16 protein-coding genes are annotated in these 25,133 nt (G+C 63.0%); 9 read left to right on the top strand and 7 right to left on the bottom strand.

The features are described from left to right. Positions 1-475: 475 nt before the first annotated feature. The gene (locus AB0D14_RS27520; protein WP_362784048.1) at positions 476-664 is read right to left on the bottom strand and encodes a hypothetical protein; all 189 of its coding nucleotides are present in this window, start codon (positions 662-664) and stop codon (positions 476-478) included. A gap of 110 nt (positions 665-774) precedes the next feature. Between AB0D14_RS27520 and AB0D14_RS27515 the strand changes: the two genes are divergently transcribed. Next, positions 775-1,134 carry a hypothetical protein gene (locus AB0D14_RS27515; protein WP_362784045.1) on the top strand — a complete coding sequence of 120 codons (360 nt, stop codon included), beginning with the start codon at positions 775-777 and terminating at the stop codon, positions 1,132-1,134. Positions 1,135-1,476: 342 nt separating this feature from the next. Here AB0D14_RS27515 and AB0D14_RS27510 read toward each other — a convergent pair whose 3' ends face one another. Together AB0D14_RS27510 and AB0D14_RS27505 are read right to left on the bottom strand one after the other, a co-directional pair. Then, positions 1,477-1,830: a GNAT family N-acetyltransferase gene (locus AB0D14_RS27510; protein WP_362784043.1), complete on the bottom strand. Its 354-nt coding sequence runs from the start codon at positions 1,828-1,830 to the stop codon at positions 1,477-1,479. Positions 1,831-2,018: 188 nt separating this feature from the next. Then, positions 2,019-2,558, bottom strand: a complete 540-nt coding sequence (locus tag AB0D14_RS27505) for a VUT family protein (RefSeq protein WP_362784040.1) — start codon at positions 2,556-2,558, stop codon at positions 2,019-2,021. Positions 2,559-3,121: 563 nt separating this feature from the next. Between AB0D14_RS27505 and dpdE the strand changes: the two genes are divergently transcribed. The 8 genes from dpdE to dpdD are packed head-to-tail and all read left to right on the top strand — an operon-like array spanning position 3,122 to position 20,746. Next, positions 3,122-6,400 carry a protein DpdE gene (gene dpdE / locus AB0D14_RS27500; RefSeq protein WP_362784037.1) on the top strand — a complete coding sequence of 1,093 codons (3,279 nt, stop codon included), beginning with the start codon at positions 3,122-3,124 and terminating at the stop codon, positions 6,398-6,400. After that, the gene (gene dpdF / locus AB0D14_RS27495; RefSeq protein ID WP_362784034.1) at positions 6,390-8,990 is read left to right on the top strand and encodes a protein DpdF; all 2,601 of its coding nucleotides are present in this window, start codon (positions 6,390-6,392) and stop codon (positions 8,988-8,990) included. The genes dpdE and dpdF overlap by 11 nt, the downstream gene beginning before the upstream one ends. Then, entirely contained in the window at positions 8,990-9,922 is a 933-nt protein-coding gene (gene dpdG / locus AB0D14_RS27490; protein WP_362784033.1) for a protein DpdG, read from the top strand. The genes dpdF and dpdG overlap by 1 nt, the downstream gene beginning before the upstream one ends. Beyond that, complete coding sequence (gene dpdH / locus AB0D14_RS27485; protein WP_362784030.1) at positions 9,915-13,016, top strand: protein DpdH; 3,102 nt, start codon at positions 9,915-9,917, stop codon at positions 13,014-13,016. The genes dpdG and dpdH overlap by 8 nt, the downstream gene beginning before the upstream one ends. Continuing rightward, the gene (locus AB0D14_RS27480) at positions 13,013-13,699 is read left to right on the top strand and encodes a hypothetical protein (protein WP_362784027.1); all 687 of its coding nucleotides are present in this window, start codon (positions 13,013-13,015) and stop codon (positions 13,697-13,699) included. Before dpdH ends, AB0D14_RS27480 begins: the two co-directional genes overlap by 4 nt. After that, on the top strand, positions 13,696-18,198 hold the full coding sequence (gene dpdJ, locus AB0D14_RS27475) for a protein DpdJ (RefSeq protein ID WP_362784024.1): 4,503 nt from the start codon (positions 13,696-13,698) through the stop codon (positions 18,196-18,198). Before AB0D14_RS27480 ends, dpdJ begins: the two co-directional genes overlap by 4 nt. Then, positions 18,195-18,713, top strand: coding sequence for a phospholipase D-like domain-containing protein DpdK (gene dpdK / locus AB0D14_RS27470; RefSeq protein WP_362784022.1), 519 nt, complete (start codon positions 18,195-18,197; stop codon positions 18,711-18,713). The genes dpdJ and dpdK overlap by 4 nt, the downstream gene beginning before the upstream one ends. Continuing rightward, entirely contained in the window at positions 18,710-20,746 is a 2,037-nt protein-coding gene (dpdD, locus tag AB0D14_RS27465) for a protein DpdD (RefSeq protein WP_362784019.1), read from the top strand. Before dpdK ends, dpdD begins: the two co-directional genes overlap by 4 nt. Before the next feature lie 60 nt (positions 20,747-20,806). Here the strand turns inward: dpdD and dbpB (AB0D14_RS27460) are convergent, their stop codons facing one another. Genes dbpB (AB0D14_RS27460) through AB0D14_RS27445 form a run of 4 tightly spaced genes read right to left on the bottom strand, consistent with a single transcriptional unit; the run spans position 20,807 to position 25,127 of the window. Beyond that, positions 20,807-21,901, bottom strand: coding sequence for a DGQHR domain-containing protein DpdB (gene dbpB, locus AB0D14_RS27460; RefSeq protein ID WP_362784016.1), 1,095 nt, complete (start codon positions 21,899-21,901; stop codon positions 20,807-20,809). A 48-nt stretch (positions 21,902-21,949) separates the two neighbouring features. Then, positions 21,950-23,194 carry a tRNA-guanine transglycosylase DpdA gene (dpdA, locus tag AB0D14_RS27455; protein WP_362784013.1) on the bottom strand — a complete coding sequence of 415 codons (1,245 nt, stop codon included), beginning with the start codon at positions 23,192-23,194 and terminating at the stop codon, positions 21,950-21,952. After that, the gene (gene dbpB / locus AB0D14_RS27450) at positions 23,191-24,333 is read right to left on the bottom strand and encodes a DGQHR domain-containing protein DpdB (RefSeq protein WP_362784010.1); all 1,143 of its coding nucleotides are present in this window, start codon (positions 24,331-24,333) and stop codon (positions 23,191-23,193) included. Before dbpB (AB0D14_RS27450) ends, dpdA begins: the two co-directional genes overlap by 4 nt. Continuing rightward, on the bottom strand, positions 24,330-25,127 hold the full coding sequence (locus AB0D14_RS27445; protein ID WP_362784008.1) for a hypothetical protein: 798 nt from the start codon (positions 25,125-25,127) through the stop codon (positions 24,330-24,332). Before AB0D14_RS27445 ends, dbpB (AB0D14_RS27450) begins: the two co-directional genes overlap by 4 nt. Between the last annotated feature and the right edge of the window lie 6 nt (positions 25,128-25,133).

Raw genomic sequence — 25,133 nt, 5'->3', positions numbered from 1 at the left:
TGAACGTGCACGCCCTCACGCGGAACGACCGAGGCCGCTCCGGCCGGAACGTCCGGGATCAGACCATTGGCAGCCGGAATCCCGGGGGATGACTCCCCACTAGAAGGTGTGCCATGGTAGGCAGTCACGAGATGTCCCTTCTTCGAAGCGCAGCCACCGTCTCCCCGGCCTAGGAACCTGAAGACGGCGGCGCGCGACACTCGAGTCCCCCCGGGGTCCGGAGAGGACGCAAAAAGGGCCCCACCATTGGCATGGTGGGGCCCTCATTGCTGCGACGACGCTATCGGAGGTGGAGGGCAAGAGCAAGTTCGGCTTCCCCGTATGTAGATCCGTCACATCGCGGCTTTGGACGGAGGGTTGGCTCCAGCAAGGACCATCTTGAGAACCAACTGGCTTCGCCGAACGGCATTTTGGCTCACTCTGCGATGCTGGAACCATGTCCGGTCAGAGCCGACCATGGAGCAGAAACCACCGATCAACCGTCATATCCATCGTCCGTGACCTGCCTGCGATGCCGGTCCGGATCGTAGATCGCGGTGAGGAACGGCGTGACACCGAGCGCGTAGAAGCCATGCTCGAGCTGCTGATACCACGGCCGTTCATCTTCAAGTTCTTTGGACACCTGGGCAGTGACACTGCCGTTCTGCTTCTCCGCGGTCGCCATGACAACGAACGACCTGCCCTGGTCCGCCGTGTCGTATGGGCAACCGATCACGGTGAAGTCCCAGGTCTCAGCGCCTGGAGCATCCGCCCCGGAAGCGAGTCGTCGCAATCGTGGACAACCGCACGAGCGATCTGGCCGGGTACGACACGGTGCTCCTCGCGGACATCCTCACCGAACGCCCGGACCTCGACGGCAGCTACCGCATCATGTGGCTGGCTGGCATCTGCGAACTCGACCTGACACAGCACTGCTTGAAGGCGTTCGGCGAGCGCGACCGTCCGCACAGCAATCGGTGCGTACTCGAATGCCAGGTGTGCTTTGCGGAGACCAGACGAGATGTTCGACAGGACTTGGGCTATGCCAGCAGTCTTTTCTTCCAGCCAGCGAGAGGAGCTTTGGGCAATAGGCCGCCCTTGCGGCTCGCCGGGAGAGGGCCCGCGTACATGCTTCGCTCCGAGGAGCATCTGTGAGGGCTATAGCCGACACCGTCCAGGCGGTGCGGTTCAACGCAGACCGGCGTCTTCCGCTGATCATTTCGTGGAGGATGCCGACCTTCCCTCGCTCCTGGCGCTGAGAGAAGCCCTGGCGGACGAAACGGCGCTGCCGCGACCTCACTGATGCGCGTCCCGAAGGCTCAGCGGCGTTCCTGATCTTCGCGGGAGGGAGTCAGCCCCCGCCCTGGGGCGCCGCGATTGGTACGTGCGGATGGCGCTCCGTGAGCAGCCTGTCTCCGTCCTGCGGGGCAATCCGGAGGTCGGTCTTCTCCCACGCGCTAACCGCGCGCAGGTTCCTCGCGTGGAGTAAACCCGTGATCAACCTCGCCCCTGCAGCAGATACGCCATCAGCGCGCTGGCCACGTCGGGGCCGAAGCCGTGGCCGCGCGCCTCGGGGATGAGAAGTACGTCGATGCCGCCATCCCTCCCACCCTCGCACGAGTACTGCGCGTACCCCACTGGTCCGCTGGTGGCCAGCACAAGGAACGACTCCACCTCAGGCCGGAGGCGCCCCACGTACTTGGCAGCTACTTCCTCACGAGCCAATGGCGCACCGCCCCAGTGCTTAACGAAGGCGGAGTCGGCGAACCAGCCCGCCAGCAGGTCGAGGTCCTGCTCGCCCACGGGGACAAGGCGTGTCAGCTCCCCTTCGATCGACATCGCGGTGGGCATCCGGCGACTCCTGGTTTCGAGAACACGATGGGGCCTCCCCACCGTAAGCGCCGCAGCGGTTGCGACCATCCGTTGGGAGGTCCTTAGCCGAGGGCCATCGCTCACTGTCGAACACGCGTTCGCTTGAGAGTCGCTCGCGCACCACCCTGTCATCGCTCCAGTCGAGGTTCCGTCGAGGCTGGCCAGGGTTAGCGACGCGCCGCTTCCGGAAGTCCGGCCGTAGCGCGCCTTCGGCGACGGAGAAGGGTCAGGGCTGCTACCGCTGCGAGGGTCATCCACGCCTTGCCGAGGATCTGTCCCGGCAGATAATCGAAGGAGTCGAACGCGAGCTTGAGGAACAGCAAGCTGTCCGAGAGCAAACCGACCGCGTTTGAGGCAAGCATCGCGATCAGCAGGCCGCGTTCCCGCAGAGGCTCATAGACGGCGAAGTCCATGCTTTCGGCGACCACGAAGGCCGCAGCTGAGGCCATCGCGAGCGCGGGGTCGGCAAGGAAGTATGACAAGACGGTGCCGATGGCTATCGCCGCGAGGACCGCCCTGCGGCCGGCCGCCTCCCGTGCAAGGTCACGGAGGACGAGGGCTAGTCCGACCATGTAGACCCCGGCTGGGGCCGCGTAGCCGAAGCCCACTGGGACGGCTCCGAAGTGTGTAACAGCAAGATTGGCCGCAGGAATGGTCGCGACGTAGGCGACCAGCGTCGCGATACTGGCAGGAGCGGGGACGTTCACGATCTTCTCTCTGTCTGCTGAAGCACCAGTTGCGCCCAATCCCCTGCGTGAGCGGACGGCGGGGTAGGCGCCCAGACAGTACAACCCACGCCACTGACAACAGGTGTGTGTCCAGCCCCCAGAACTCTGGCCTGGAATCGATCCCACGCCGAAGGTGTACACAGACCGCGCGGGCCACCGGGTCGGCATCCTGGAGCAGGCGGACCGCGGCAAGACTGATGAATTGCTGCAGTTCAGTTGGCTTTCACTCTCTCGCTGCGGCGACCCGCTGGAGCGGTCGCCGGAATCTGACGATCGTCTGAACCTGGCTCGCCCAGACCTTTCGCAGGTGTTCTTTCGGCCGTCTTCGATCGCCGCCTAGGTCTTCAGGCGAGATCAAGGGTGCTTTATTTGCCCGACACTGGCCCTATATGTCACGCTAGAGGCACCCGGAAGCCACCTCGCCCCTCACTCCATTTCGAATGTGCATACGAATTTCGATACTTATCCGTTGACCTGGTTGTCAGAGCCTGCGCATAGGCTCGTCCCTGTTAGTAAACGAGCAGGTGGGGGCGAGAAGAAGGATGGCTTCGGGCTTCACAGTTGGACAACTTGTTACATTCCATGGGGCTCCTGGAATCGGACGGGTCGGCGCGGTAACCGGCGGCTCGCTGCGCGTGGACTTCTTCGAGTCCACAGCCGAGCCCGAGATCGATCCACAGACCGTCCCGGTGGTCGCTTGCGAGCGCGTGCGACTCAAGGCGGAGACCCGCGTATTCCGACGCAACCCCAGCACCAGAGAGTGGCTGGCCGGGAGAGTAAGGGACCACGCAGGCGGCCAGTACTACATCCGGTTTCCCAACACCGACTTCGACATGCCGGTACCCGAGTCCGAACTCCACGTGCGGTGGAACATGCCAGTACGTGACCCTCTCCAGGTCCTGGTGTCCGGAGGCAATGAGTCCGGACACCTCTACAACGCACGCATCCCAATGCTGCACAACCTGGTCGCTCAACGCGCAGCCAGCGCCAGCACCCCGGCCCTCCTGGCGGCCGCCACCGAAATCTACCCGCACCAGGTCCGCGCCGCGCTAACCGTGCTCTCCGACCCCGTCCAGCGGTATCTCCTCGCCGACGAAGTCGGGCTCGGCAAGACCATCGAGGCCGCGTACGTGGCGCTGCAGACCCTGATCGACAACCCACAGGCACGCGTGACGTTCCTCGTTCCTGAGTCGCTGCGCCGACAGTGGGTAGGCGAGCTGCGCACGAAATTCTTCACCGATGACTTCCCGAGGCGCGTAAAGGTCATCTCCCACGACTCTCCCGAGTTGTGGGAGCAGCACCTCGGCAGTGATCTTGTCGTGGTCGACGAAGCCCACCAGTTGGTCCAAGACCGCGATGACGCGGACCCCACCTATTGCGCACTGCGCGATCTCGCACACTCTGCGTCGAAGCTGTTGCTGCTGTCCGCCACACCGGTCACTTCCAGCCACACCACGCATCTGGGGCTTCTGCATCTGCTTGATCCCGACGTGTACAAGTGGAGCGAGCGGGAGGCGTTCGAGCAGCGGTACAACCACCGGGCCGAGTTGGCCGACCACGTCCTCAGCCTGAACGCAGACTTCCACCCACTGCTGCCGTCCACGATCGACATCGTCAAGACGCTGCTGCCCCCGGAAGACACCCGCTTCGAGCACCTGGCGGGCCAGGTGCTCGACCTACTCGACGCGGAGGGAAGCCTCCTCGATGAGACGGGGATGCCGGAGCTCTCGGCGCGCGTCGCCGCGCTTCGGGCGCACATCAGTGAGACGTACCGACTGCACCGCCGCGTGATCAGGCACCGCAGGTCGAACGTACTGCGCCAAAACGACGACTCGGCGGCCGTCCCTTACGAGGTGCGCGGTCGTGCCGAGCCGGCAAAGCTGACGGCCGAGTCATACTCCCCGGCCTCGGACAGTCTCCTGGAGTGGCAGACCCAATTGTGGGGGCATCTCCTCGATGAGGGGCTTGAGAGTAAGCGCAACGACTACGCGCTTGCCCTGGCAGTGCTCGCGTCCCGTCTCGGTGGCGCGTCTGCTGACTATCTCGACGCCCTTCGATGGCGGGTCCGCGGTGACGAAGGCGCCGCTGAGCGTGCCGGCCTGAGTGCCCGCGAGCGAAACCACTTCTCCAACGTGCCAGTGGCGCCCCACGAGGCAAAGAACCTGGACAGTCTCGAATCAGAGATCGCGGACGAGGATCGCGCTTCTGAAGTCGACGATCTGATCAACGCCCTCCTCCCTGCCCTGCGTAAGGGAGGACACATCATTGTCTTCTGTGGCCCAGGCTCACTCGCTTCGGCACTCGCCACACGACTGCGCGCACGCTTCTCCGAGGTCGGCTTCTTTGAGCACACCCGCAGCGCGGGCCCTGACGCGTCTGAGTTGGCCACTGCTGCATGGCGGAAGCCCATCGAGAAGGCTGCCGTTCTCATCGCAGACGACTCTGCAGAGGACGGGTTGAATCTCCAGGCCGCCCAGACCGTAATCCACGTGCGGTTGCCGTGGTCACCCAATCAACTTGAGCAGCGCCTCGGCCGCACCGACCGCTACGTCGAGTCCCACCGGCAGCGCCAAGCACCACGCCAGTTCGTGCTCACGGATGTCGAAGCACACACCGAAGCGTGGCTGTCGCTGCTCACCGATGGGTACCGCATCTTCGACGGGTCGGTGTCTACGCTCCAGGACGCCATCGCGGAAGGCCTCCCTGGTGTCTGGGCGGAGGCACTCGAGCACGGGCCGGAAGGCTTGCCTGGTTTCACCGAGGCTGTTCAGGAGAAACTCGCCAAAGCCCGCCACGAGATCGACAGCATGGACACCCTTGAGTCGATCTTCGACACGTCCCCCCACGACATCGACTTCGCCGAGCGACTGGCAACGTTCGAGGCTGACTGGGACACCACCCGCAAAGCCATGCTCGGATACACCGGGCGAGACGGCTCGGACGGAATCAAACTCCGCCACACCACCCGCAAGATCAATGACGGTATGTGCGAGGTCTTCGACCTCAAGTCGCGCCCCCTCATCTCCCCTCACCTCTATGACCGCCAGAACCTCACAGACGAGATGGCCAAGGGCACATTCAGCAGGTCTGAGGCGCTCAAAGCCCCCGGCGCACGCCTCTTCCGCATCGGCAGCCCGCTCGTCGACATACTCGCCAACGTTGTTTGGTACGACGACCGCGGCCAGGCCACGGCCTTCTGGCGCGCTGATGTCAACCACCGGGGGGAACCGGAGCCCTGCTTCGGCTTCGACTACCTCGTCGAAGCCGATATCTCCTCGGCGCTCGAGTTGGCACTGCCGCTCGTGCAGAGGCCCCGCGACGCGGAAGCAGCTTTGAGGCGCCAGGCTGAACAGCTTCTCCCGCCCTTCACGCTGAAGGTGTGGGTGCCGGCTGGAGCGGCTGAGGCCCTGACCAACGGCGACACCCAGAAGTGGCTGGATGCCCACTACAGGGACACGGACCACAACTACAACTCTGGAAACATCCACGAGTTGATGAACCTGTTCGACGGGCAGCCCGGATACGAAGCATCTGCACGTGGTGCTGAAACAGTCGCCCGAGCGGAACTCAAGCGAGTGACCAACTTGGCCGACCGGTGCGACGTGGCCCAGCAACAGGGACGGGAGCGCCTCACCGTCGCGAAAGCACAGGCGGAAGCCCGCCAAGCAGCCGGTCGACTCCTGGGAGACGAAGAGAGCTACCTGCTGGATGCTGCCATCACCGACGCGCTGGTGCAGGCACTGAGCGAACCTAAGGTTCGGCTCGTGTCTGCGACCTGCTTGGTGAAGACGGGGCTCAGGAGGATCCCTCGTGGCGACTGACAATTGGACCGGCGCCAAGACGCTCTTCAACCATCTGTCCACGAACCGCGATCTCCATCAACTCCCGGAACTCCCCGAGGCGAAGGGGACGTTGCGCAGGCTCCGTGACGCGCTGACCAGTGAGTCCAGCGGGTGGAGGGACATCGCCTCGCTCACGCGGCAGATCCTGCTCGAAGCTCAAGCACGAGAGAACACAACGGGGTTCACCGTTCCTCTTCTTCCACGGCTGCCTACTCGCGAGCAGTGGGAGGAAATGCGCTGCCAAACTGGGATGCGCGATCGCGGCGCCAACTTGTGGGTAAATGCGCTGCCATGGCACCCGCCCATCGCCGACCATGCATCCCGCTTGCCGGCTCAAGAGGATCTTCGCCAGGTCCATCTCGGTGAGGACTCGCCACACCGTCGCAAGCTGGAGTCGTATCCGGCCGACCCATTCTTCACGACCGCCCTCGGTGACGATCACAGCCACTATGTGTCAACCGGTCAGCGACAAGCCGCCAGGGCAATCGCGCTTGCCGAGCCGGGGAGCACCACGGTCATCTGTCTCCCCACGGGACATGGGAAGACCGCAGTTGCGATGGCCCCCGCACTTCTGGCGAGCACGAGCAGAGGCGTGTCGGTAGTCGTCGTGCCCACGAGCGTTCTCGCAGCAGACCTGGAACGGCGTGCCTTCAAGATCCTTGACCGGTACGGGCATCACAGCCCTACACGCCGGTACGCGTACACCAGCGGCCTGTCTCCCGAAGACAAACAACAGATGCGGGACGACATCGCCGCAGGCCGCCAACGGCTCGTGTTCACTTCGCCTGAAGCTCTCGTGCGGAGCCTGAAGGGACCTCTAGAGGACGCCGCTGAGGCCGGGTTGTTCAACTACTTCGTGATTGACGAAGCACACCTGGTCGAGCAGTGGGGCAACAGCTTCCGTACCGAGTTCCAGACCATGTCGAGCCACCGCCGCATCTGGCTCAGCAAGGCCCCGGCAGGCCGGCAACCAGTCACCGTCGCGATGAGCGCGACACTCACTGGGCAACAGGTGGAGACACTCGACACACTGTTTGCCTCGCCACAACGGGCGAGGATCGTCTGGGCTTCCCAACTTCGCCACGAGCCGAGCTACTACATCGACGCCTTTGGGAGCGAGACCGACCGGCAGACCGCAGTCCTTGATGCCGTCTCGTACTTGCCGAAGCCGATGATCCTCTACACGACCAAGGTCGAGCATGCGCAGGAGTGGGCGGGCCGTCTTCACAGCCACGGGCTTCGCCGCGTAGCGAGCGTCACCGGTGACTCCACCGATGCCCAGCGTCGCGACGCCTTGGAGGGATGGGGCGGCAAGACAGCCGAAGACGACGTGGAGACACGCTTCGACATCGTGGTTGGTACCTCTGCCTTCGGCCTGGGCGTCGACCTCGACGACGTAAAGACGATCGTGCACGCTTGCCTGCCAGAGACGGTGGACCGCTACTACCAAGAAGTCGGCCGAGCCGGACGCAACGGAAGCCCTTCAATCGCGTATCTGGCCACCACGCGCAATGACGAAGAAATCGCCAACTACATGAGCGACGAGGTGGTCATCGGCGCCCCGCGCGCGTGGCAGCGGTGGGAGGCAATGTTCCACAGCAGGACTACGATCCAAGATCGTCACCGCGTCAGTCTTGATTCCTACCCCCCTGACATGAACGAGGGCTTTCAACGGAACCGGCAATGGAACATCCGGATCCTCAACCTCATGGTGCGATCAGGGATTGTGGCCGTCCACCCACCACAGCCACCTGCAAGGGATGAAGGTGAGTCGGATGTCGTCTGGAAGGCACGACTTGACCAGTTCTACGCGACAGCTGATGGCCACGCAGATGTGGAACTCCTCGACTCCGACGCAAGGAACAGCGAGCACTTCCATGCTCGCTTTGAAACTGAGCGCCAAAAACTACTACATGGTCGCGCTTCGGCCCTGCGAGAACTGAAAGTAGCTCTGCGAGGCGATCAATGCATCGGCGACGTGCTGGGGTCGTACTACCGGGTCCCGCACGGCGAGGGCTTTCGCCGCACAGGTATCACCTGCCGTGGCTGCCCTCACTGCAGGGCCACTGCCAAGCTTCTGCCTGCAGGCTTCTACCGGCTCGCTGGGGAGCCGCGCCCTCTGCTGCCCACACCCGAGAACCACGGGCATCTGCCCCTGATGCCGTACTTCGGGGACCATCAGTGCCTGAGCCTGTGGTGGCAAGACGCCGACGACCAGGCCTTGGCGGCACGTCTGGTAGAAAGCCTAGTTCGTCGCAGGATCGCCGTGGTCGGGGGGCCGGGCATGGATACCCACCTCAGAAGCCAACTGCAGACAACAGCGCGGACTCGCACCGTGATCGTTGACGATGACGGTGCTCTCCTGTCGGACTGGCATGGCCCTGTTATCTGGATGGCGGACCCGAACGCAGCGTCACCCGGGCCTGAGATTGCGACGAGATTCGCCTGGGACGCACCGACCTACCTGATCCATCCACGGGCCATGTACCACCCCGAGCGCCGAGGTACGCCACTCGTCGATGTCCACCCGGCGAACTTGTCGATCCGCCGTGCCTTGGAGGAACTCTGATGACTCTCCTGAACGTAGACGCAGCCATTCCCTCTCAGACATGGGCTGTGGTGCGCCTTCTTGCCTACTTGGGGAAGAGCATCGCCTTGGACGAGGCGCGGGCGCTGGTCAGTCCTCCTTCTTTGCGTTCAGAGGACACGTCGACCAGGCCGCCCTTCGACTGTGCCCTCAGCTCCCTGCAGGTCCTGGGGTTGGTGCAGGTCGATGCCGATCAGCAAGAGCTATCACTGGCCGGCCCGACCAAGACTCTCGCCAGCAGCGATGATCTGGAGACCTACACGCGCATCCTGCGTCACGCAGTCCTCAAGGCGGACCACAACAGCAACTTGGGGGCTGACAACGACGCGGCAGGGCCCCGAGACCTGACTCGTGCGCTCGCTTGGTTCCTCATGCACGACCCGATGGAGCAACCAATCGACAGCGTCGCCGCGGAGAAACTCCTGGACTACAAGGACAGCAGGGACCGTAAGGTGCTGAGGCCCGAAGTGCTTCCCATCTTCGCCAACCCCACCCGCTGGCTCCGCTTCGGCTACTGGGCGCCCGCTCTCGGCCTCGCCGCAGCCCCACTCTTCCGCGCTGAAGGCCGCGGCCCACTAGTCCCGGACTGCACCCTGGCCGTCAAGCAAACAGTGCTTGAGTTGTGGCAGCCAGCCCAGCGCATCAATGCCGTCGAGGCACTACAAGTTCTGCGAGAGCAGCTACCGGTGTTGCCTGGCGGCGCACACTCGCTCGCGGTGGGGATCCCCAGTCCGGGCGAGAGCGTGGCCGGTGCCGCCCTCTCGTTTGCTCTCCTGCGCGGCCACGATGAGAAGTGGCTTCACCTGGAGCACGACGACGATGCTCGGAAGATTCTCCTCCTACACGATCCTGAAAGGCCCGCCAGCCCACGCCCCGTTAGCGACATCACGATCCTGGAGCCCACCGATGGCTGACTTCCGCAGGATGCTCTGCTGGGAACCAGCTGCGGCAGCCTCCACCATCAATACTGAGGCGATCAGCCCCTCGCGTTCGGTCTTCTTGGCCACTCATGCGCCGTTGCGGATCAAGCGCGCGCGGATCATGGACGGGAGAGAGCTCGTCATCGGAGGCGACCCGATCGGTGAGAGGGCGGTCCTCGAAGACTTCCTGGCGCTCCGAGCGGACAGCGGAACCTTGCTCATGCCGGTCGTGGGTGAGTCTGGCTCAGGTAAGTCACATCTTGTCCGATGGGTTCGCGAGCAGCTTGCTGGCATGGAGGAGGGATCGGGCCAGAGAGAAGTCATCTACCTCGAGAAGTCCAAGACCAGCCTCAAGGCTGTCGTCAGCACACTCATCGCGCAGGCGGAAAGCAACGACCTGGCTCAGCTTAAAGATGACATCAACAGGTTCACTGAGGACATCGACGAGGAGTCCCTGGCGAGGCGCATCCTCAATGAACTGAGCGAGGCGCTCGAGGCCACGTCCCCGAACTCAGAGTCACGCCCTTTGGCTCGGATGCTTGTTGGCCCCGGCAAACTGGCTGCGGTGCTCCTCGACCCCCATGTCCGTGCGGAGCTGCTCGCTCCTGGGAGGTTCGTCCCTGAACTGGCCCATCAGCTGATTCACAATCGCCGGGATGGGCAGGCGGACCGCCCCGAGGGCTTCAGCATCAGCGACCTTCCGCTAGATATTCGAGACATCCAATCCGTGTCCGGAATGGCGCAGAAGTTGCTCGGCACGATCAGTACACGCGGTGACCTCCAGGGCATTGCGGTAGACCTACTCAACAAGCACCTCGAAGCCGCAATCAAGAGCGCCGCCAACCTTGGGGCAGGCCGGCTACTCGATGCAATGAAGCAGGTACGAGAGGAGTACCACCGGCAGGGCAAGGAGATCGTCCTGCTCATCGAGGATTTTGCTCTCATCCAAGGTGTCCAGCGAGACCTCCTAGATGCCGTGGTAGAAGCAGCAAACCGTGAGGGCAAGACGACTCTCGCCCCCATCCGCACACTCATGGCCGTGACGACGGGCTACTTCCAATCCTTGGAGGAGACAGTCCTAACCCGCATCCAGGCCGCCACGGGCTACGTCTACCACCTGGACGTTCCCTTCAGCCCGGAGGAGACAGGACGTACAGAGATTGCCTCGTTCGTCGGCCGCTACCTGAATGCTGGGCGCATGGGCCGCGACGAACTCGAGCGTGCAAGCAACGACGACGTTCCCAACAAGTGCGCGACCTGCCCGCTGCGAACGGAGTGTCACGAGGCTTTCGGAGCAACCGCTGACGGCTATGGCTTGTACCCGTTCAACGAGTCGTCTCTCGTAAGAGCCGTCCACTCAACGGCAGACCAGACCAAGCCTTGGTCCTTCAACCCCCGTGCCGTGCTGGGAAGCGTCGTACGACCGGTCTTGGTTGAACACGCCACGGCCATGCAGCAGGGCGAGTTCCCCGACCCCATGTTCCGGCAACGGTTCCGGCCGACCAAACTCGACAGGCCCGTCAGCCGCGACGTACTCGGCTTCGTAGCGGCGAATGATCACGACCCTGCCTCAGCGGAGCGACGTAACCTGGTGCTCGAGTTTTGGGGAGACGCCCCCGAGCACGCCAACAGCCTCCACCCCACCATTTTGGAGGCATTCTCCCTAGAGCCGCTGGGCAGCGAAGGAGGGCAGAGCCATCCGCCTGCATCCGTAGCAGTGCCGGGGCAGCCCAACGTCGACGAGGCGAAGCCCGAGACAGGAGCCAGTGGCAAACACGACGAGATCCCCAGGGAACTTCAGCGAATGCTGGAGACCGTGGACGAGTGGCTCACCCGCGAAGGCGGCCTAGATACCGCCACCGCGACTCGGATCCGAGGTGTCGTCTCCACCGCGGTCGTCCAGCGGTACCAGTGGAACTCACCTCTGATGCGGGCAGTGGGCAGTATCGAACTGCGAAGGGCTGCCTGGCCAAGCAAGGCGACCATCGTGTCCATCGAGGGCGCGAAGGAAAACCTGATCGGCGTCGAGAACGCACCCATCACCTTCTCTCGTCGTCCGAAGGACAGTTGGTTCTTCGACAGCCTGCTGAAAGCTGAGCGGGACCTTCCAGCACGAGCGGAAGACATCCGACGCCTGGCGGTCTTGGCCGAGAAGCACAGCCAAGACCTCACTGCACGGCTGCAGCAGCACATGGAGGTCACCGATGATCACCTCGTCGCGGGATTCCGTGCATCGCTGATCGGAGCGGCACTCGCCGGCCGGGCATGGCCCGGAATGCCCACTTCGCAACTCGTCGCCGCGGCGCTTGATGACGGGCAAGAGTGGCGACGCGAGGATGGTGGGATCCGCGCGGAGAAGTGGATGGATATGCTCCGGGGGCACCTCCGAGCGCGTCCTGAGATCGTGAAGCAACTCCGTTACGCCGTCGGTATCGCCCAGGGCATCGGTGCGGTGAACATGGTTGATGCCGCACGCGTTCTTCCTCTGCTCGACAGGGCCGCGTCATCGTGGAACTGGGATGCCGAGACGCTGGACATCCCTAAATGGGTGAAGCCGGCCGTCACTGGGTTCGCGTCCTGGACAACCATCCTCGAGGACCAACTCAACCGTCACGAAGAACTACTCAACTCGATTCGAAGCCGCCAGCCTCGGGGCACCACTGGCGTCCAGACCATGGCTGCAATCCGCGACGTTCTCGGTGCTGCGCGAGAAGTGGGACTACCACTGACGGCCGAACAGACACGTCAATTCGATGCCCTGCTTCAGGGTGCCCAGAACGCGGACTGGAAGGCCATCTCTGCACTCGAAGACGACCTGACCAAGGCAGGCGATGACAGCCGTGATTCCTCAACTCGTCACCAGGCCCAACTGGTTGCCGCTGTTAAGGACCGCGGTGACTCGCTCAAGCTGATTCAACAACTGCTCATTGCCAGCAACGACTGGCTGGACGCTGCTCTTGCCAGCGCCGAGTCACGGTCTAGTGGCTCCGCAGGTGACAGTGCCGCGGAGGACGTGGGGCAAATCTGTGTGGAGTGGCAGGCGCTCACCACTGTCCCGTCCGCCGAAGACGACGGGGAGGACTGGTGACCAACTTGTCTGTGTACGACAAGGCCGTACAGCTGCAAAACCGTGCCCGCCAGATCGCTGCAGGCGCCGTCGGGGAGAAGGAGGCCGCTCGGGTTCTGAGCCGCTCGAAGGAACTCCGCGCGGGGCTGGCCGAACTCAGAACCCAAGTTGAGCTAGGCCATACTCTTGCGGCCTTGGGGGCAGCGCACAAGCCCGACCTATCAGGCATCGACACCGCTCGCACAGCCTTCGAGCGGAAGGCCCTCAACGGGTTGCCCAGTGACGCGGTCTTCAACACGGCCAGGAAGAAGGTTCAGGAACTCGCGGGCAAGCTCAAGGGTGATAGCAGCGCGGCATGGGTCACCTGGGCAACGGCACAGGTCGCCGCCCTTCCCCTGGCCCGGATCCCCATGCTCTCGCGCGACGAACGCGAGGCCGCGCGCAATCGGGAGAGGGAGCTCCGTCAGGCGGTGGCGACCAAGAACCTGTCCAAGGCGGATGTCACGCTCTTCACCAGCACGTACGCCCTCCTCGCGGAGTCCCTGCATGACAAGAGTGACCCCCCCAGTGAGCTATTGAAACTCCTGGAAGTGCTTGAGAAGCGCCCCAGCCCCACGCTCCGCGACGTCACAGACGGCGACATTGCGCTGCTGCGTCAGTTCGAGATGGACATCCACATCACCTTGCAGAGGACGGGCGCGTGACAGAGCACCTCGATGTTCGTTTCGCGAACGAACTCCTGAACCACTTGGAAGACCGCGAACTGCCGTTGCTGGCCTGGGGCGTCACGGAGGCTGCCCTCTCCAAGGCCGAGGTGGTAGAGACCATCGACAGTCTCTTGCACAGTCACGAGGCTGCCCCGACCGACATGTCCGTCGACGCTGTGCTGGAGGAGTTCCTGCTCCGTGCCTTGCTGTTCGAGGTGCCGGTGCCGGTGACGTCGCCACCGCGGTATCGCACCCGCTTGGCGGAGTCACTCAGGCTCACAACTGGTCTTCGGCAGCTCTTTGCCCGAGGTGGCTGGGCGCAGGAGGAGCGGCCTGGCTGGTGGCAGCATCAGCGGCGCCTCGTCGCTGACTATCGACTGCACGTAGCTCCGCGACGCTACCCACATCGAGACATTCCGGCATCCGACGCTCTCCGTGATCTCGCGCAGCTACCCCACTGGGGTGAGGTGCAAGAGCGCGTGGCGGCAGCCCAGTTGCAGGGCCGCAAACTGGCTCGCTTCCAGTTGGATGCCACCCGTTCCGTGTTCACCTCGCTCAGCTCTGAGAGGTCCAAGGGGATCATCGTCGGCGCTGGTACGGGTAGCGGCAAGACACTTTCGTTCTACTTGCCGGCCTTCGCGGCGATGGCGGAACACGCGCACCCTGGTAGGGCAAAGCGCGTTCACACGCTGGCGCTCTACCCCCGCAAGGAACTCCTGCGCGACCAGCTTCGAGAGTCGATCCGCTCTGTTGACGACGTCGAGAAGGCGCTGCACGAGAGCAGGCGCCGTCCTATCCGCGTCGGTGCGCTCTACGGGGACACCCCGTGGAATGCCCAGGATCGGAGGCTGGAACCGAACTCAGGGCTCGCCACTGCCTGGAAGCGCACTCCCCAAGGCGTCGTGTGCCCGTATCTGCCCTGCCCCGCCCAGGACTGCGGCACTGGGGAACTCCAGTGGACAGACGAGGACCGAAAGCAAGGCCGGGAGCGGCTGACCTGTACCAGGTGCGGCTACACCTTGAAGGATGAGCGCCTTGCCCTCACCCGGGAATCCCTCAAGAAGAACCCGCCCGATCTGCTATTCACCACTACGGAGATGCTGAACCGCTGTAGCGGCGACAGCTATCTGGAGTGGCTACTCGGCTGGCGCGGCAGCAACTCCGCTCCTTCCCTCGTGCTGCTCGATGAGGTCCACACCTATAGCGGCCTTCACGGCGCTCAGGTGGCACTACTGTTGCGACGCTGGCGTGAGGCAGCACGCCGCCCCATGACGTTCGTCGGTCTCTCTGCGACCCTTCGTGACGCGGACAAGTTCTTCGCTCAACTTGTCGGCCTTCGTCCGAGCGATGTCGATCCGATTGAACCGGCCGACGAGGCCATGAAGTCCGAAGGTCGCGAGTACGCCGTGGCGCTGCGCGGCGACCCGGTGTCCGGGACCAGCCTGCTGTCTACGTCGATCCAAACGGCCATGCTTCATGGCCGAATGCTCGACCTGGACAAGAGGCAATTTCTGTACGGCTCCACGGGCTTCCTCTTCACAGACGACCTGGATGTCACCAACCGCTTCTACAACGACCTGCGCGATGCGGAAGGCGGCCAGAACCGAGCCGGCCGCCGTAACGGCCGCAGGCCGGTACTCGCAGGCCTGCGTTCGTCTGAACGTAACGAGCATGCTGCGCGCTACCTGGACGGTCAGTCCTGGGACATCGTCGAAAAGATCGGGCATGACCTCGACCCCACCATGCAACTCCACCACCTGCATGTCGGCCGTACGTCCTCTCAGGACGTCGGGGTCGACCACGACGCGAACCTGACCGTAGCCACGGCGTCTCTGGAAGTCGGCTTCAACGACCCACGCGTGGGCCTGGTACTCCAACACAAGGCACCCCGTGATGCAGCCGCGTTCATCCAGCGCCGCGGCCGCGCAGGCCGAGAGCGCGGCACAAGGCCGATCACCGTAGTTACGCTCTCGGACTACGGCCGGGACCGACTCGCATACCAGGCGTACGAGACCCTCTTCGCACCTCAGGTACCTGCACGAAGCCTGCCGATCGGCAACCGTTTCGTACTCAAGATCCAAGCCACCCAGGCCCTGTTGGACTGGGCAAGCCGCAAGCTACGTACCAAGAAACTGTGGGCCGACCCCCGAAAGATCCTCAAAGCCCCCACCGGCCATGCCGTGCGCAATGAGGACCGACCAGGCCACGACATGCTGACATCGCTGCTGCAGGCGATCCTCGACAAACCTGATCTGCAGGACGAGCTTGCCCAACACCTGGGGAGGGCTCTACAGATCAGCGCAGACGAGGTCCAAGCCCTGCTCTGGGAGCAGCCTCGATCGCTGCTGCTGTCTGTCGTTCCTACCGCGCTGCGGCGGCTGCAGAGCGACTGGTCGTTCCAGCGCATTGATCCCGGCGCGAAGGAGGGCTCCCTACTCCCCGAGTTCATTACACGCTCACTCTTCGAGCCGCTGAACCTGCCCGAGGTCGAACTGATCCTGCCGTTCAATACGAACGACACATTGGAGCAGTTGCCGATCGCCCGGGCGCTACGTGAGGCCGTACCAGGACGCGTCAGCCGACGATTCGGGCACCGCCGTGATGAGCACCGCACATGGCTCCCAGTTCCACCAGCCGGCAGCAGCACTCTGCCACTGCCCCAGATCGTGCAGCACGCCGATCCGGAGGGAACCTGGCACCCCGATGGGCTCGTACCAGAGGGACTTCAGGTTTTCCGGCCCACGCAGTTGAAGCTGGAGCAGCCAGCCCAGGAGATATCCGACCGGTCGCAGGGGTTCCCCATATGGGGTACTCAGATCGTTGTGTCCGAGGAGGCGCCACCGGCCCCGGCGGACATTCCGAACCCGTCTCTCTGGCACGAGCGCGTGCAGGCCGTCCGCTTCGCCACGCACGCTGCCGGCAACCCCATCGAGATGCGGCGCATGACCATCGGCGCCGATTGCCAAGTGGCGCTCGAGCGCGGAGAAGTCGAGACACGCAAGGTCTACTACGAACTGCACGGCAAGCCAGCTGCTCTTGGCTTCAGACTGGGCGTCGACGCTGTGCAGATCCTGCTCAGGCCCTTGGACACCTCGGACCCTGCGGTCAGGGAGTACCTGTCGTCTCCGAAGTGGCGGTCACTCGCGTTCTCGTACACCTTCGCCGAGGACCCGGCTCTTGAGGATGTCGCGAACAAGTTCCAGCGTGCGTGGCTTGGCCAGGTCTATCTCACCGCCTTTGCGCTTGAAGGCCTCAAGGGGTCTCGTACCGCCGAGGAGATTCGAGGATCACTCGCTAACGGAGCGTGGACTGGGGAACTATCACGCATCCTGAGCGTCCTCTACCGCGACAACAGCGACCCTGACCATGTTGTCGAGAATGCGCGGCTGATCGACGGGCTCACGGAGCTGCTGCGAGACGCACGGGTGCTCGCCGCCGTTGACCGTGCGGCGGAAAACCTTGTTGATCCAGACATTGCTGTCCGAACTGAGGACTTGGCTCAGCGCGCCTATCGCGACACGGTAGCCGCGGCGATCCTCGCAGCCGCGCAGAGAGCTTGCCCCGACTCACAGGACGGGGACCTGATCGTCGACGTGGCGCCCGGTGCCACCAGCAGCGCGCCTGCTGTCGTGTGGCTCAGCGAGACCTCCGTAGGGGGCCTGGGCGTTGTAGAGAGCCTGGTGCGCTTCTACGGGGAGGACCCTCGCCGTTTCTGGGCGCTTGTCACCAGCGCGTTGGCCCCCAGCGACTACGAGTACGTAGACGCCACGCTCACCCAGTTGCTCCGTCACCTCGCTGACGAGCCTGGAGGAGATGCCGCAGAAGCCATGCGCGCACTGCGAGGAGCCGAAGATGCCGAAGCGGCCCAGGAAGGCCTGAACTCTCTCCTGGCCGCGTGGGAGCAGTTGGACGGCCGCCCCCGTCGCACTGCCTTTTCAGCGTTGTCGACCCGCCTTCTCCGGCCGGGGTCCGGACCCGACACTGATGCGCAGGCCCTCGCCATCGTGGATGCATGGGCCGGACTGGAGCAGAGGCTCGGTGTTGAAGTCGACGCGAACGTCGTCGCCTTCGCAGTCGGCGACAAGCAACTGGACGTCGGCGGGAACAAGCGACTGACAGCCGACCAGGCCTACAGCATGCTCTGGCCCCGCGGACGACAAGCTCGCACGCAGGATCTCCAGCACTACCAACCGTATGCGGATGCCCCGGTGCTCGACCGGCTGCTCGTGCGCGAGGCTCACAACGACCGCCTTCCCGAGGTTCACGTCACGGCGAGCGATTGGGTCTTGGCCTACCAGAAGGCCATGGCCGACAGCGGCGCTGCAGAACTCATCTGTCCCGCAGTCGAGTCACAGGCCCTGGCTGAAGCCCTTGTCCGAGTGCCGGCGCTGCCGGTGGACCGGGATTTCCTGCGTGTCCACGGCGAGGTTCGTGGCTACGCCCGGCATCGGGATCAACTACGTGTACGGGTGGAGTTGCGGGAGGCGACCCAGTGAAGGAGCTGACCAGAACCGTGCGCACAGGTGCTCGTACTGGGCTGCGCATCGACTCGATACTGTCCGCTGCGCTGATGGCGGAGATGCTCAATCCGAGCAGTGACTTGTGGTTGGTCTCGCCGTGGATCACTGATGTCCAGGTCATCGACAACAGCCACGGCACGTATGACGCCTTCTTTGGTGACGTCCCGCCCAGCGGATGGCGGCTGTCAGACACGCTCCTGCGCATCGCTGGAGCCGGGGCCCGCGTCCATGTGGTCGCACGCCCGGACCCTCACAACGATGCGTTCCTGCGTCGGATCGAGGCCCCAGAACTGGACGGCGTGCATGTCCATCGCGACCCCGACGTCCACGAGAAGACGTTGTGTGGGCAGGAGTGGATTCTCACCGGGTCGATGAACTACACGGTGCGTGGCATGGCGAAGAACGATGAGTTGGTCACCTACAAGGTGGGCGGGCCGGATGCCGGGCAGGCGCGGCTGGACCTGGCACAGCGGTGGAGGAGTGGCTCGTGACGCAGCCCCAGGAACAGACGCGAGAAGCTATCGAGACCTTCTTGCACCGGTTCTTCGGCTCAGGAAACGGCGTCTGGCCGGGCCTCGATCCGGACTACCGCTACAAGGACCGCACGCTGCCGTTCGTCGAGGCCATTCGACGCGGCGACGACGCGCCTGTGGTCCTTCCGCGCGTGTATACGGACCGTGATCGATTCGTCGTGTACGTCATTGCCCGGGAGCCTGGTGAGCGAGCCAAGACGGCTGAGTTGATCCGCGCTTTCGCCGGCCCGACCTACATCGCGTATGACGAGCAGGTCGGTATCCAGCCCGCCTGGCTGGACCCTGATGATCCCATTGAGCAGGTTATCCGCGACTTTGCTGGTGATCGGACTACTTTCCGTCTGGAGACGGGACGCACTCTCGAGCATCGCCGAAACCTGGTCGGGGCGCTGGAGTTGATGCAGAGGACCGAGGCTCGCCGTCCTCCCAGGATGTGGCGGGTGGCCAAGCCGATCGGCCGGCTCCTCGCAGAATTCGACGCGTCTCTATCCGCGGGCGCTGAGGCCGCGTCGAGCGTGGTTCTTGACCATCTGGCAGCGGCGGGTGGTGTCACCGCAGCCAACCTTGCAAGCTTGAGGATCAAGCGGCTTGATCGGCTCGGCCGCAGCGAGGCGATCCTTCAGCTACCTGAACTGCCGGACGCCATCCGGCAGGATCCTCCCCTCCCAGTCAAGGAAGCGATCTTGAACGCCGTGTACGCGGCGTTGGAGGAACCTCTCGCGGAGGGCGATCTCTCAGCGGCACGGGCAAGGCTCGAAGAGCGGGGGCGGTTCGTCCCTGCCTTGCTGGATGCCGATGCGGGCAAGTTGGGCGCACAGGCCGTCACCGTTCTTCTGATGGCGGCCACCGTCCTTGAGGACCTGCCTGCTCTGCGTCGTCTCGTGGAAGCCGTGCAGAACGGAGCCCGCATAGGCGAACTGCCCTCACTGATCTGGGAGGACGCCCAACGCTTCCTGGCCGAAAGCGATGACGCGGCAGCACCTCGCGTCGTCGCAGAGCCTGTGCCACAGATTGCTGGAAGCGACGCGTTGGAAGCGTTTGCGACCATCGACTCCTGGCCGACCTTCCTCGCTGCGGTAGCCGCGGGCAGTAGCGAGGGCAAGTCGGCTGTTGAGGAGCGCAGTTGGACTGCGTGGTCTCCGCCGGCAGCTCATGATGCGGCCCTCGCCGGATTCCTGGACGGGCTGGAGAATCAAGCTGCTGAAGAGGCCTGGCGGGCGGTTGGGGCGTTCATTGATGCTGTCGGATATGTAGCTCCGGCGGGTCTGACCGCCCATGCGTTCATCCGGAACGCGGTCGCCTTCGACCGGTTCGGCCCGGGTGACCTCGCCGTGCTCCAGGCGCTCGCAGAGATCGCACTCCGAGCTGGCCCTTCAGCGGAAACCTACGCCGAACTTCTCGATGAGATCGGCGCCTATCGCAGTCGATGGGTCTCCCCTGAGCGGGCATCAATTGCGCTGGACTTCGTTGACCGGCTGTTCTTGGTCGCGTGCCCTGACGCGGAGGCTCGCAGCAAGCTCGCATACGACCTGCTGGAACCGCTCTGGAGGCATCAAGGTCGGCTCAACGAAGCTGACTTGGCGTTCGCCAAGCGTCTCTCAAGGGAACTCGGTGTCGACTTCCCTTGGCAGGACCGGGCTGGCTCTGATGGCGAGCGCGAGTTGTCGCTCTCGGACCTGCCGCCCATGAGAGTGCTGCTGTACTCCCTGGACGAAGCTGTGCTCGTGCGCTGCGCCGAGGAGATCAAGCAGCTTGCCCCCGCAGTGGACGCCGCCATGGCCAGCGATCACGTCGGCAGTGCTCAACTCCGGCAGAAGGCTCGCTCCGCTGATCTGGTCGTCATCGCAACTCGCTGCGCGAAGCACGCTGCAACCGGCTTCATTACGCAGCACACCCGCACCAAGTACATCCACTATGCAGACGGCAGCGGTTCAGCATCCATGCTGCGAGCAGCAGTGAACGGTCTTCGCTCCGTTGCAGCTAGCCGCTAACGCACTGGTGGTCTCCCTGATCTGTTCAGGGAGACCACCAGATGATCCGCAGAGATTTGACTACTTGCTGACTAGGGCCTGCAGGTGGGTGCTGAGCAGCCGTACGTCGCTGGCCGTGTTCTGGAGACCGTTCCAGCTGCGTTCCTGGCCATCCGAGAACTTCCACGTGCCAGAAGTCCAGGCCACGTGCTTCTCGAGTCGGCGCAGGGTGATGCGGATCTTGTCCCAGTTGACCTTGTCGAAGTGGACGCCTGTGGTAAGTCGATCCATGACATAGCCCATGGCCTGGATGCCCACACCATGGGTCAACCTCGACTCCTTGGGGGGCTTGTTCCACGCATCCTCGAAGAGGTTCTCCACTGCCGTCCAGAAGGACAGAAGGTGCGCCAGCATCGCTTCCTCGTCCCCAGTACCGTCCTCAGCGTTCCGGTACTGGTACAAGGAGCCCTCGTAGATGCTGTGCTCCAGCATCCTCAGAATGCTGTTGTCCTTGATGTTGCCGGTCGGCGACGTGGGACTGCTGATCCTTCCGCAGAAAGGACCGTCCCCCATATTCAGCAGGACCATGAGCTTCGCAGCGAGTTGGCGGCGCGCGTACGAGCGCGGCAACTTGCCGGTGGTCTCCGGCAGGAGTTCATACACGAGCCCCTTGGGCAGTGGCTTGGTCGAGTTGACCAAGATGAACTGCGACCGTTGCTCTTCCTGAGACGCAATGAAGCCCACAGCGGCGACGGGGAACTCTGCGAGGTCAGCGTCCCTGATGGCCGCGCTGCGCTGCTGACCGTCCACGAGCCAGGCCGGCTTCTCTTCATCAGGCAGCGACTCGTCAACCGGGATGATCAGTTCGCCGGGGATGGAGTAGCTCACACTGCCGCCTCGGACCGCGGGTTCGAACGTGACGCGATCATCGAAACCGAGAACCACGGCGTTGGGAAGCATCGCCCCCTCGGACTCAAGGTAGCGGCGGATCGAGCGGATGTGGCTTTGGACCTCAGGCCGCTGGTACCCCTGCAGCTTCTTCTGGCTGTCGCGGCGGATGCGCGAGACGGCGGCAAAGTCTTCCAACTTCTTGCCGTCGACAGCGAAGCAGTAGATCTCCTTGTCGCCTTGGAGCACCTTGAGGGCGGGAACCTTCAGAACGTAGCGGTCGGCCACATCATCTCCTGTTTAAGTTGCTTTGTGTGCTATGCGCGATCTGGACGATTATGTGAGCGGCAGCTTGCGCATCTTGGCTTCGAGTACTGTCATGTTATGGAACCCGCGGCGCTTATTCCGCTCTGTTCCACGGAAGATGACCATGTCGATCTTGTGCTTCTTGCAAAGTTCACATCGGCAGTGCTTCCAAGGGCGGTCGACGAGAGTTTTCCTGTAGTCGGCAACCTTCTTCAGCTTCTTGGCGTCACCGATGAGAGATTGATAAGCGTGCAAGGCGTCCATGACCTTTTCCACGTCAAACTTCTCGTCGGCTTCATACTGGCGCAGCAATTTGAGGCATTCACGTTCGGCCTTAATGGCTGCCGATTGCGACACCACGCCTGCCAAGATCAGCTTCTTCAGGGTGGGATTCCCGTCGACCTGGGGAACTCTGATCGCAAGGTATGAGTCGTCGGCAGTGTGGTAATTATTTCGCTCATCCATGAACGCTTGCCGGAATGCTGATGTGCTGTCGAAGCTGGTGACGTGATAGTCGACAAAGCGTTCCATGCTGGCAATACGGGTGATTCCGAGAAGATGGAATCCGACCCCACTCTTGCGAATCTCAGAGATTCTTTCAAGGCAAGCAATAATTTCCGGCGTCTTCAGCGGGACCATGCCACCCAGGGCGATTCGCTTGTAGCCCATTTTCTGGAGTTGGACGACGCTGTCCGCATAGCTGGCAGGGCTCCACCCCTGTGCTGCGCCAACCGGTTCCAGATGCTGCTTCTTGTCAGTGACCAGGCGATTGTGACTCTTGGTAGCTTTGATGAACTCTTCTGCCAAGTCGAGCGAAATCTCACGACGCTTTACCCATGCCGGATCAATGTCCTTGTCAAGGGCATCAGGCTGGTACCCAAAGATCACATGGTCGATACTGATTCCTGAGTTGAATCGGCACTCCGTATAGTAGTGGAGCACGTCCTCAACTCTGTACGGGGGGCGCTCTTCATTGATGTAGTTGAAGGCCCCGCAGTCACCGAGGCTTTCCATCGTGTCAGGTAGCCCGAAAAAGGTCCTAACTCCGTCTCGGTAGAGTCGGTCCCTCTGAGGGGCGCTGTACTTCCCGGCCCCCTTAACTGACCCATCAACGATGGCCTTGCTGACCAGTATCCCGTCGTAGGGCGCGGGCTTCACTGCCTGATGGGCGTACAAGTCGTCCCGCTGGCGGTGTCGCTTATCCGGGTACTCATCGTTGATGAAGTCGTACCAGGGGTAGATCTGATCTTGACTATCGGGGAAGTAGAACTTCACGAAGCACCCATCCTCGAATCGCGATAAACGCGAATCAGAAAGTTTGACAGGATACTGATATGGCGGGGAGTGTTTTGCAACTCGTTCCAAGGGGTGTTGATTTCAGGCCAGCGCCCCTTGGTCCAATGGCAGTGCGGCTTAACAAGCGCCAGTTCAGCCATGACCCTTTTGCTAATATCCGGCGAGTCGATATCGGCATCAAACAGAACTCGCTCCATGACCCGGTCCATGAGGCGGCCCAGCGACCTGATTCCGACACCATGCATAAGGCGACTCTTGGCTGGAGGGAGCCCCCAGGCTTCAGGGAAAGTGTCCCTTACTGCAGTCCAGTAGACCACGAGAATCTTCCGAATGGCCGCGGTGTCAGTGGTTCCGTTGGACAGGTTCTTGTACGAGAAGAGGACGCCGGAAGGTGACAATGATTCAGTGATCGCAGTAATGAGACTGTTGTCCTTGACGACCGTGTCCGACTTCTTCTCTGGAGTCGTTGACGCCTGCTTCACGAGCCCCTTGAAAGGCGAGTCGCTGTCCTGGTTGAGCGCGTTAACGAGGATCGCGGGGAGTTTTCGGGCGGACAGTCTGGTCGGCAGTTGGGTGTTCACTTCCGGGAGGAGTTCGGATACCAAATTGCTCGGAAGTGGAGACACCGTGTTGACACGCAGGAACTGATCGCGTTGGATGTCAAGATCTTCAGCCACGAATCCCGCCACTGTGATCGGCAGGGTGGACCGCCGAGTGAGTGCAAGCGCGCGGCTTCGCTGCTGACCATCAACGATCAGAGCCGGACGAGGCGCGTCCCGTGACTCCGGCAGCGGAATCTCAAGGGTTCCGATGGTTGCCAGTCCGTCGCTTGGGTTGGGGCCGCGACTACCTTTAAACCGCACTGTGATGGGCAGGGCGAGGATGAGCCCATTCGGGAACAGCACATCTTCGCCGTCGAGGTATTCCAAAATTTGCTTAACGTGCTGCTTCTTTTCGGGACGTTGATAGCCGAAGAGCTTGCCGGCTTCATCCCGGGAGATCCGTGCAACATCGGCTACGAGATCGACTTCTCGCGCTTCCAGGGCAAACAGATACAGGGGAATGTTCGGGTTCTGCTCAATGCGCAGGGCTCTGCGCTTGATGAGGTTCTCTGTCACCGTTTCCCCATAGCTCGGACGTACAAGTTGGCGAACCTGCTCTGCTCGCATGCCTGATTGCCGTCACGCAGAACACGCAGGAGCCGCGACCGCGAGATGCCCGGATGTGACGCTTTCTCTCGCTTGATGAATGCCATGACGTCCTCGTCGGACATTGGCTTCCGGTTGTACCGCTCAGGTTCAGCTACGCCGGAAGCCCACTGCTGCCACGAGTCACTGGTGGCAGTCGAGGTCAGCCTGCCGTCTTCGCAGTGCCCAAGCCATGAGGCGGCCATGCGCACGTTCAGGCTCGTCAGAGTGCCGCCGAGCGTGCGTCGCAGACCCGCGTTGGAGGCGACTCTCTGGATGCCGGGGATCTCCTCGACGCCTCCAACCAGCAGGACCTCGCCCCCAACGCTGGCCAGCGCGTGGATCTCGGCCTTCATGGCGTTTGCGTACACCTCGGACAGGACCATGAGGACCGGACCGCGTCGCCCCAGCTCTTCCAGCGTCTTGCGGCCAGTTCCTTCTTGAAGGTGCCCCCACCACTGGGCGTTGTCAGCCGTAGAGGTGGTGACGGAGTCGGCGTGTCGCGTACTGAAGGTCGCCGCGTAGGCAGGCGCCGCCGCCGATACTGACCGCAGGCCGAGGCCGGCCGACGCCACCCATAGTTCCGCTTCAAAACCGACCTTCTCGGCCGCTGCAGTTAGCCGACGGGACTGTGTCCAGTGATCGCCCCGGTAGAGCTCGCTCAGAGGCTTCGTGTTCGAAGCCGCCTCGACGCGCTCTGCCCACGCTGCGGAGCGTTCCTTCACGCTGCC

This window comes from Streptomyces sp. NPDC048484, assembly GCF_040651415.1.
Lineage (GTDB): Bacteria > Actinomycetota > Actinomycetes > Streptomycetales > Streptomycetaceae > Streptomyces.
Note: the sequence above shows the minus strand (reverse complement) of the source record. Positions and strands in the feature narration are given on the sequence as shown.

Coding starts and splice junctions, on each gene's coding strand:
- dpdH (WP_362784030.1), top strand. CDS start 9,915: ATGGCTGACTTCCGCAGGATGCTCTGCTGGGAACCAGCTGCGGCAGCC.
- AB0D14_RS27510 (WP_362784043.1), bottom strand. CDS start 1,830: ATGCCCACCGCGATGTCGATCGAAGGGGAGCTGACACGCCTTGTCCCC.
- dpdE (WP_362784037.1), top strand. CDS start 3,122: ATGGCTTCGGGCTTCACAGTTGGACAACTTGTTACATTCCATGGGGCT.
- AB0D14_RS27520 (WP_362784048.1), bottom strand. CDS start 664: ATGGCGACCGCGGAGAAGCAGAACGGCAGTGTCACTGCCCAGGTGTCC.
- dpdG (WP_362784033.1), top strand. CDS start 8,990: ATGACTCTCCTGAACGTAGACGCAGCCATTCCCTCTCAGACATGGGCT.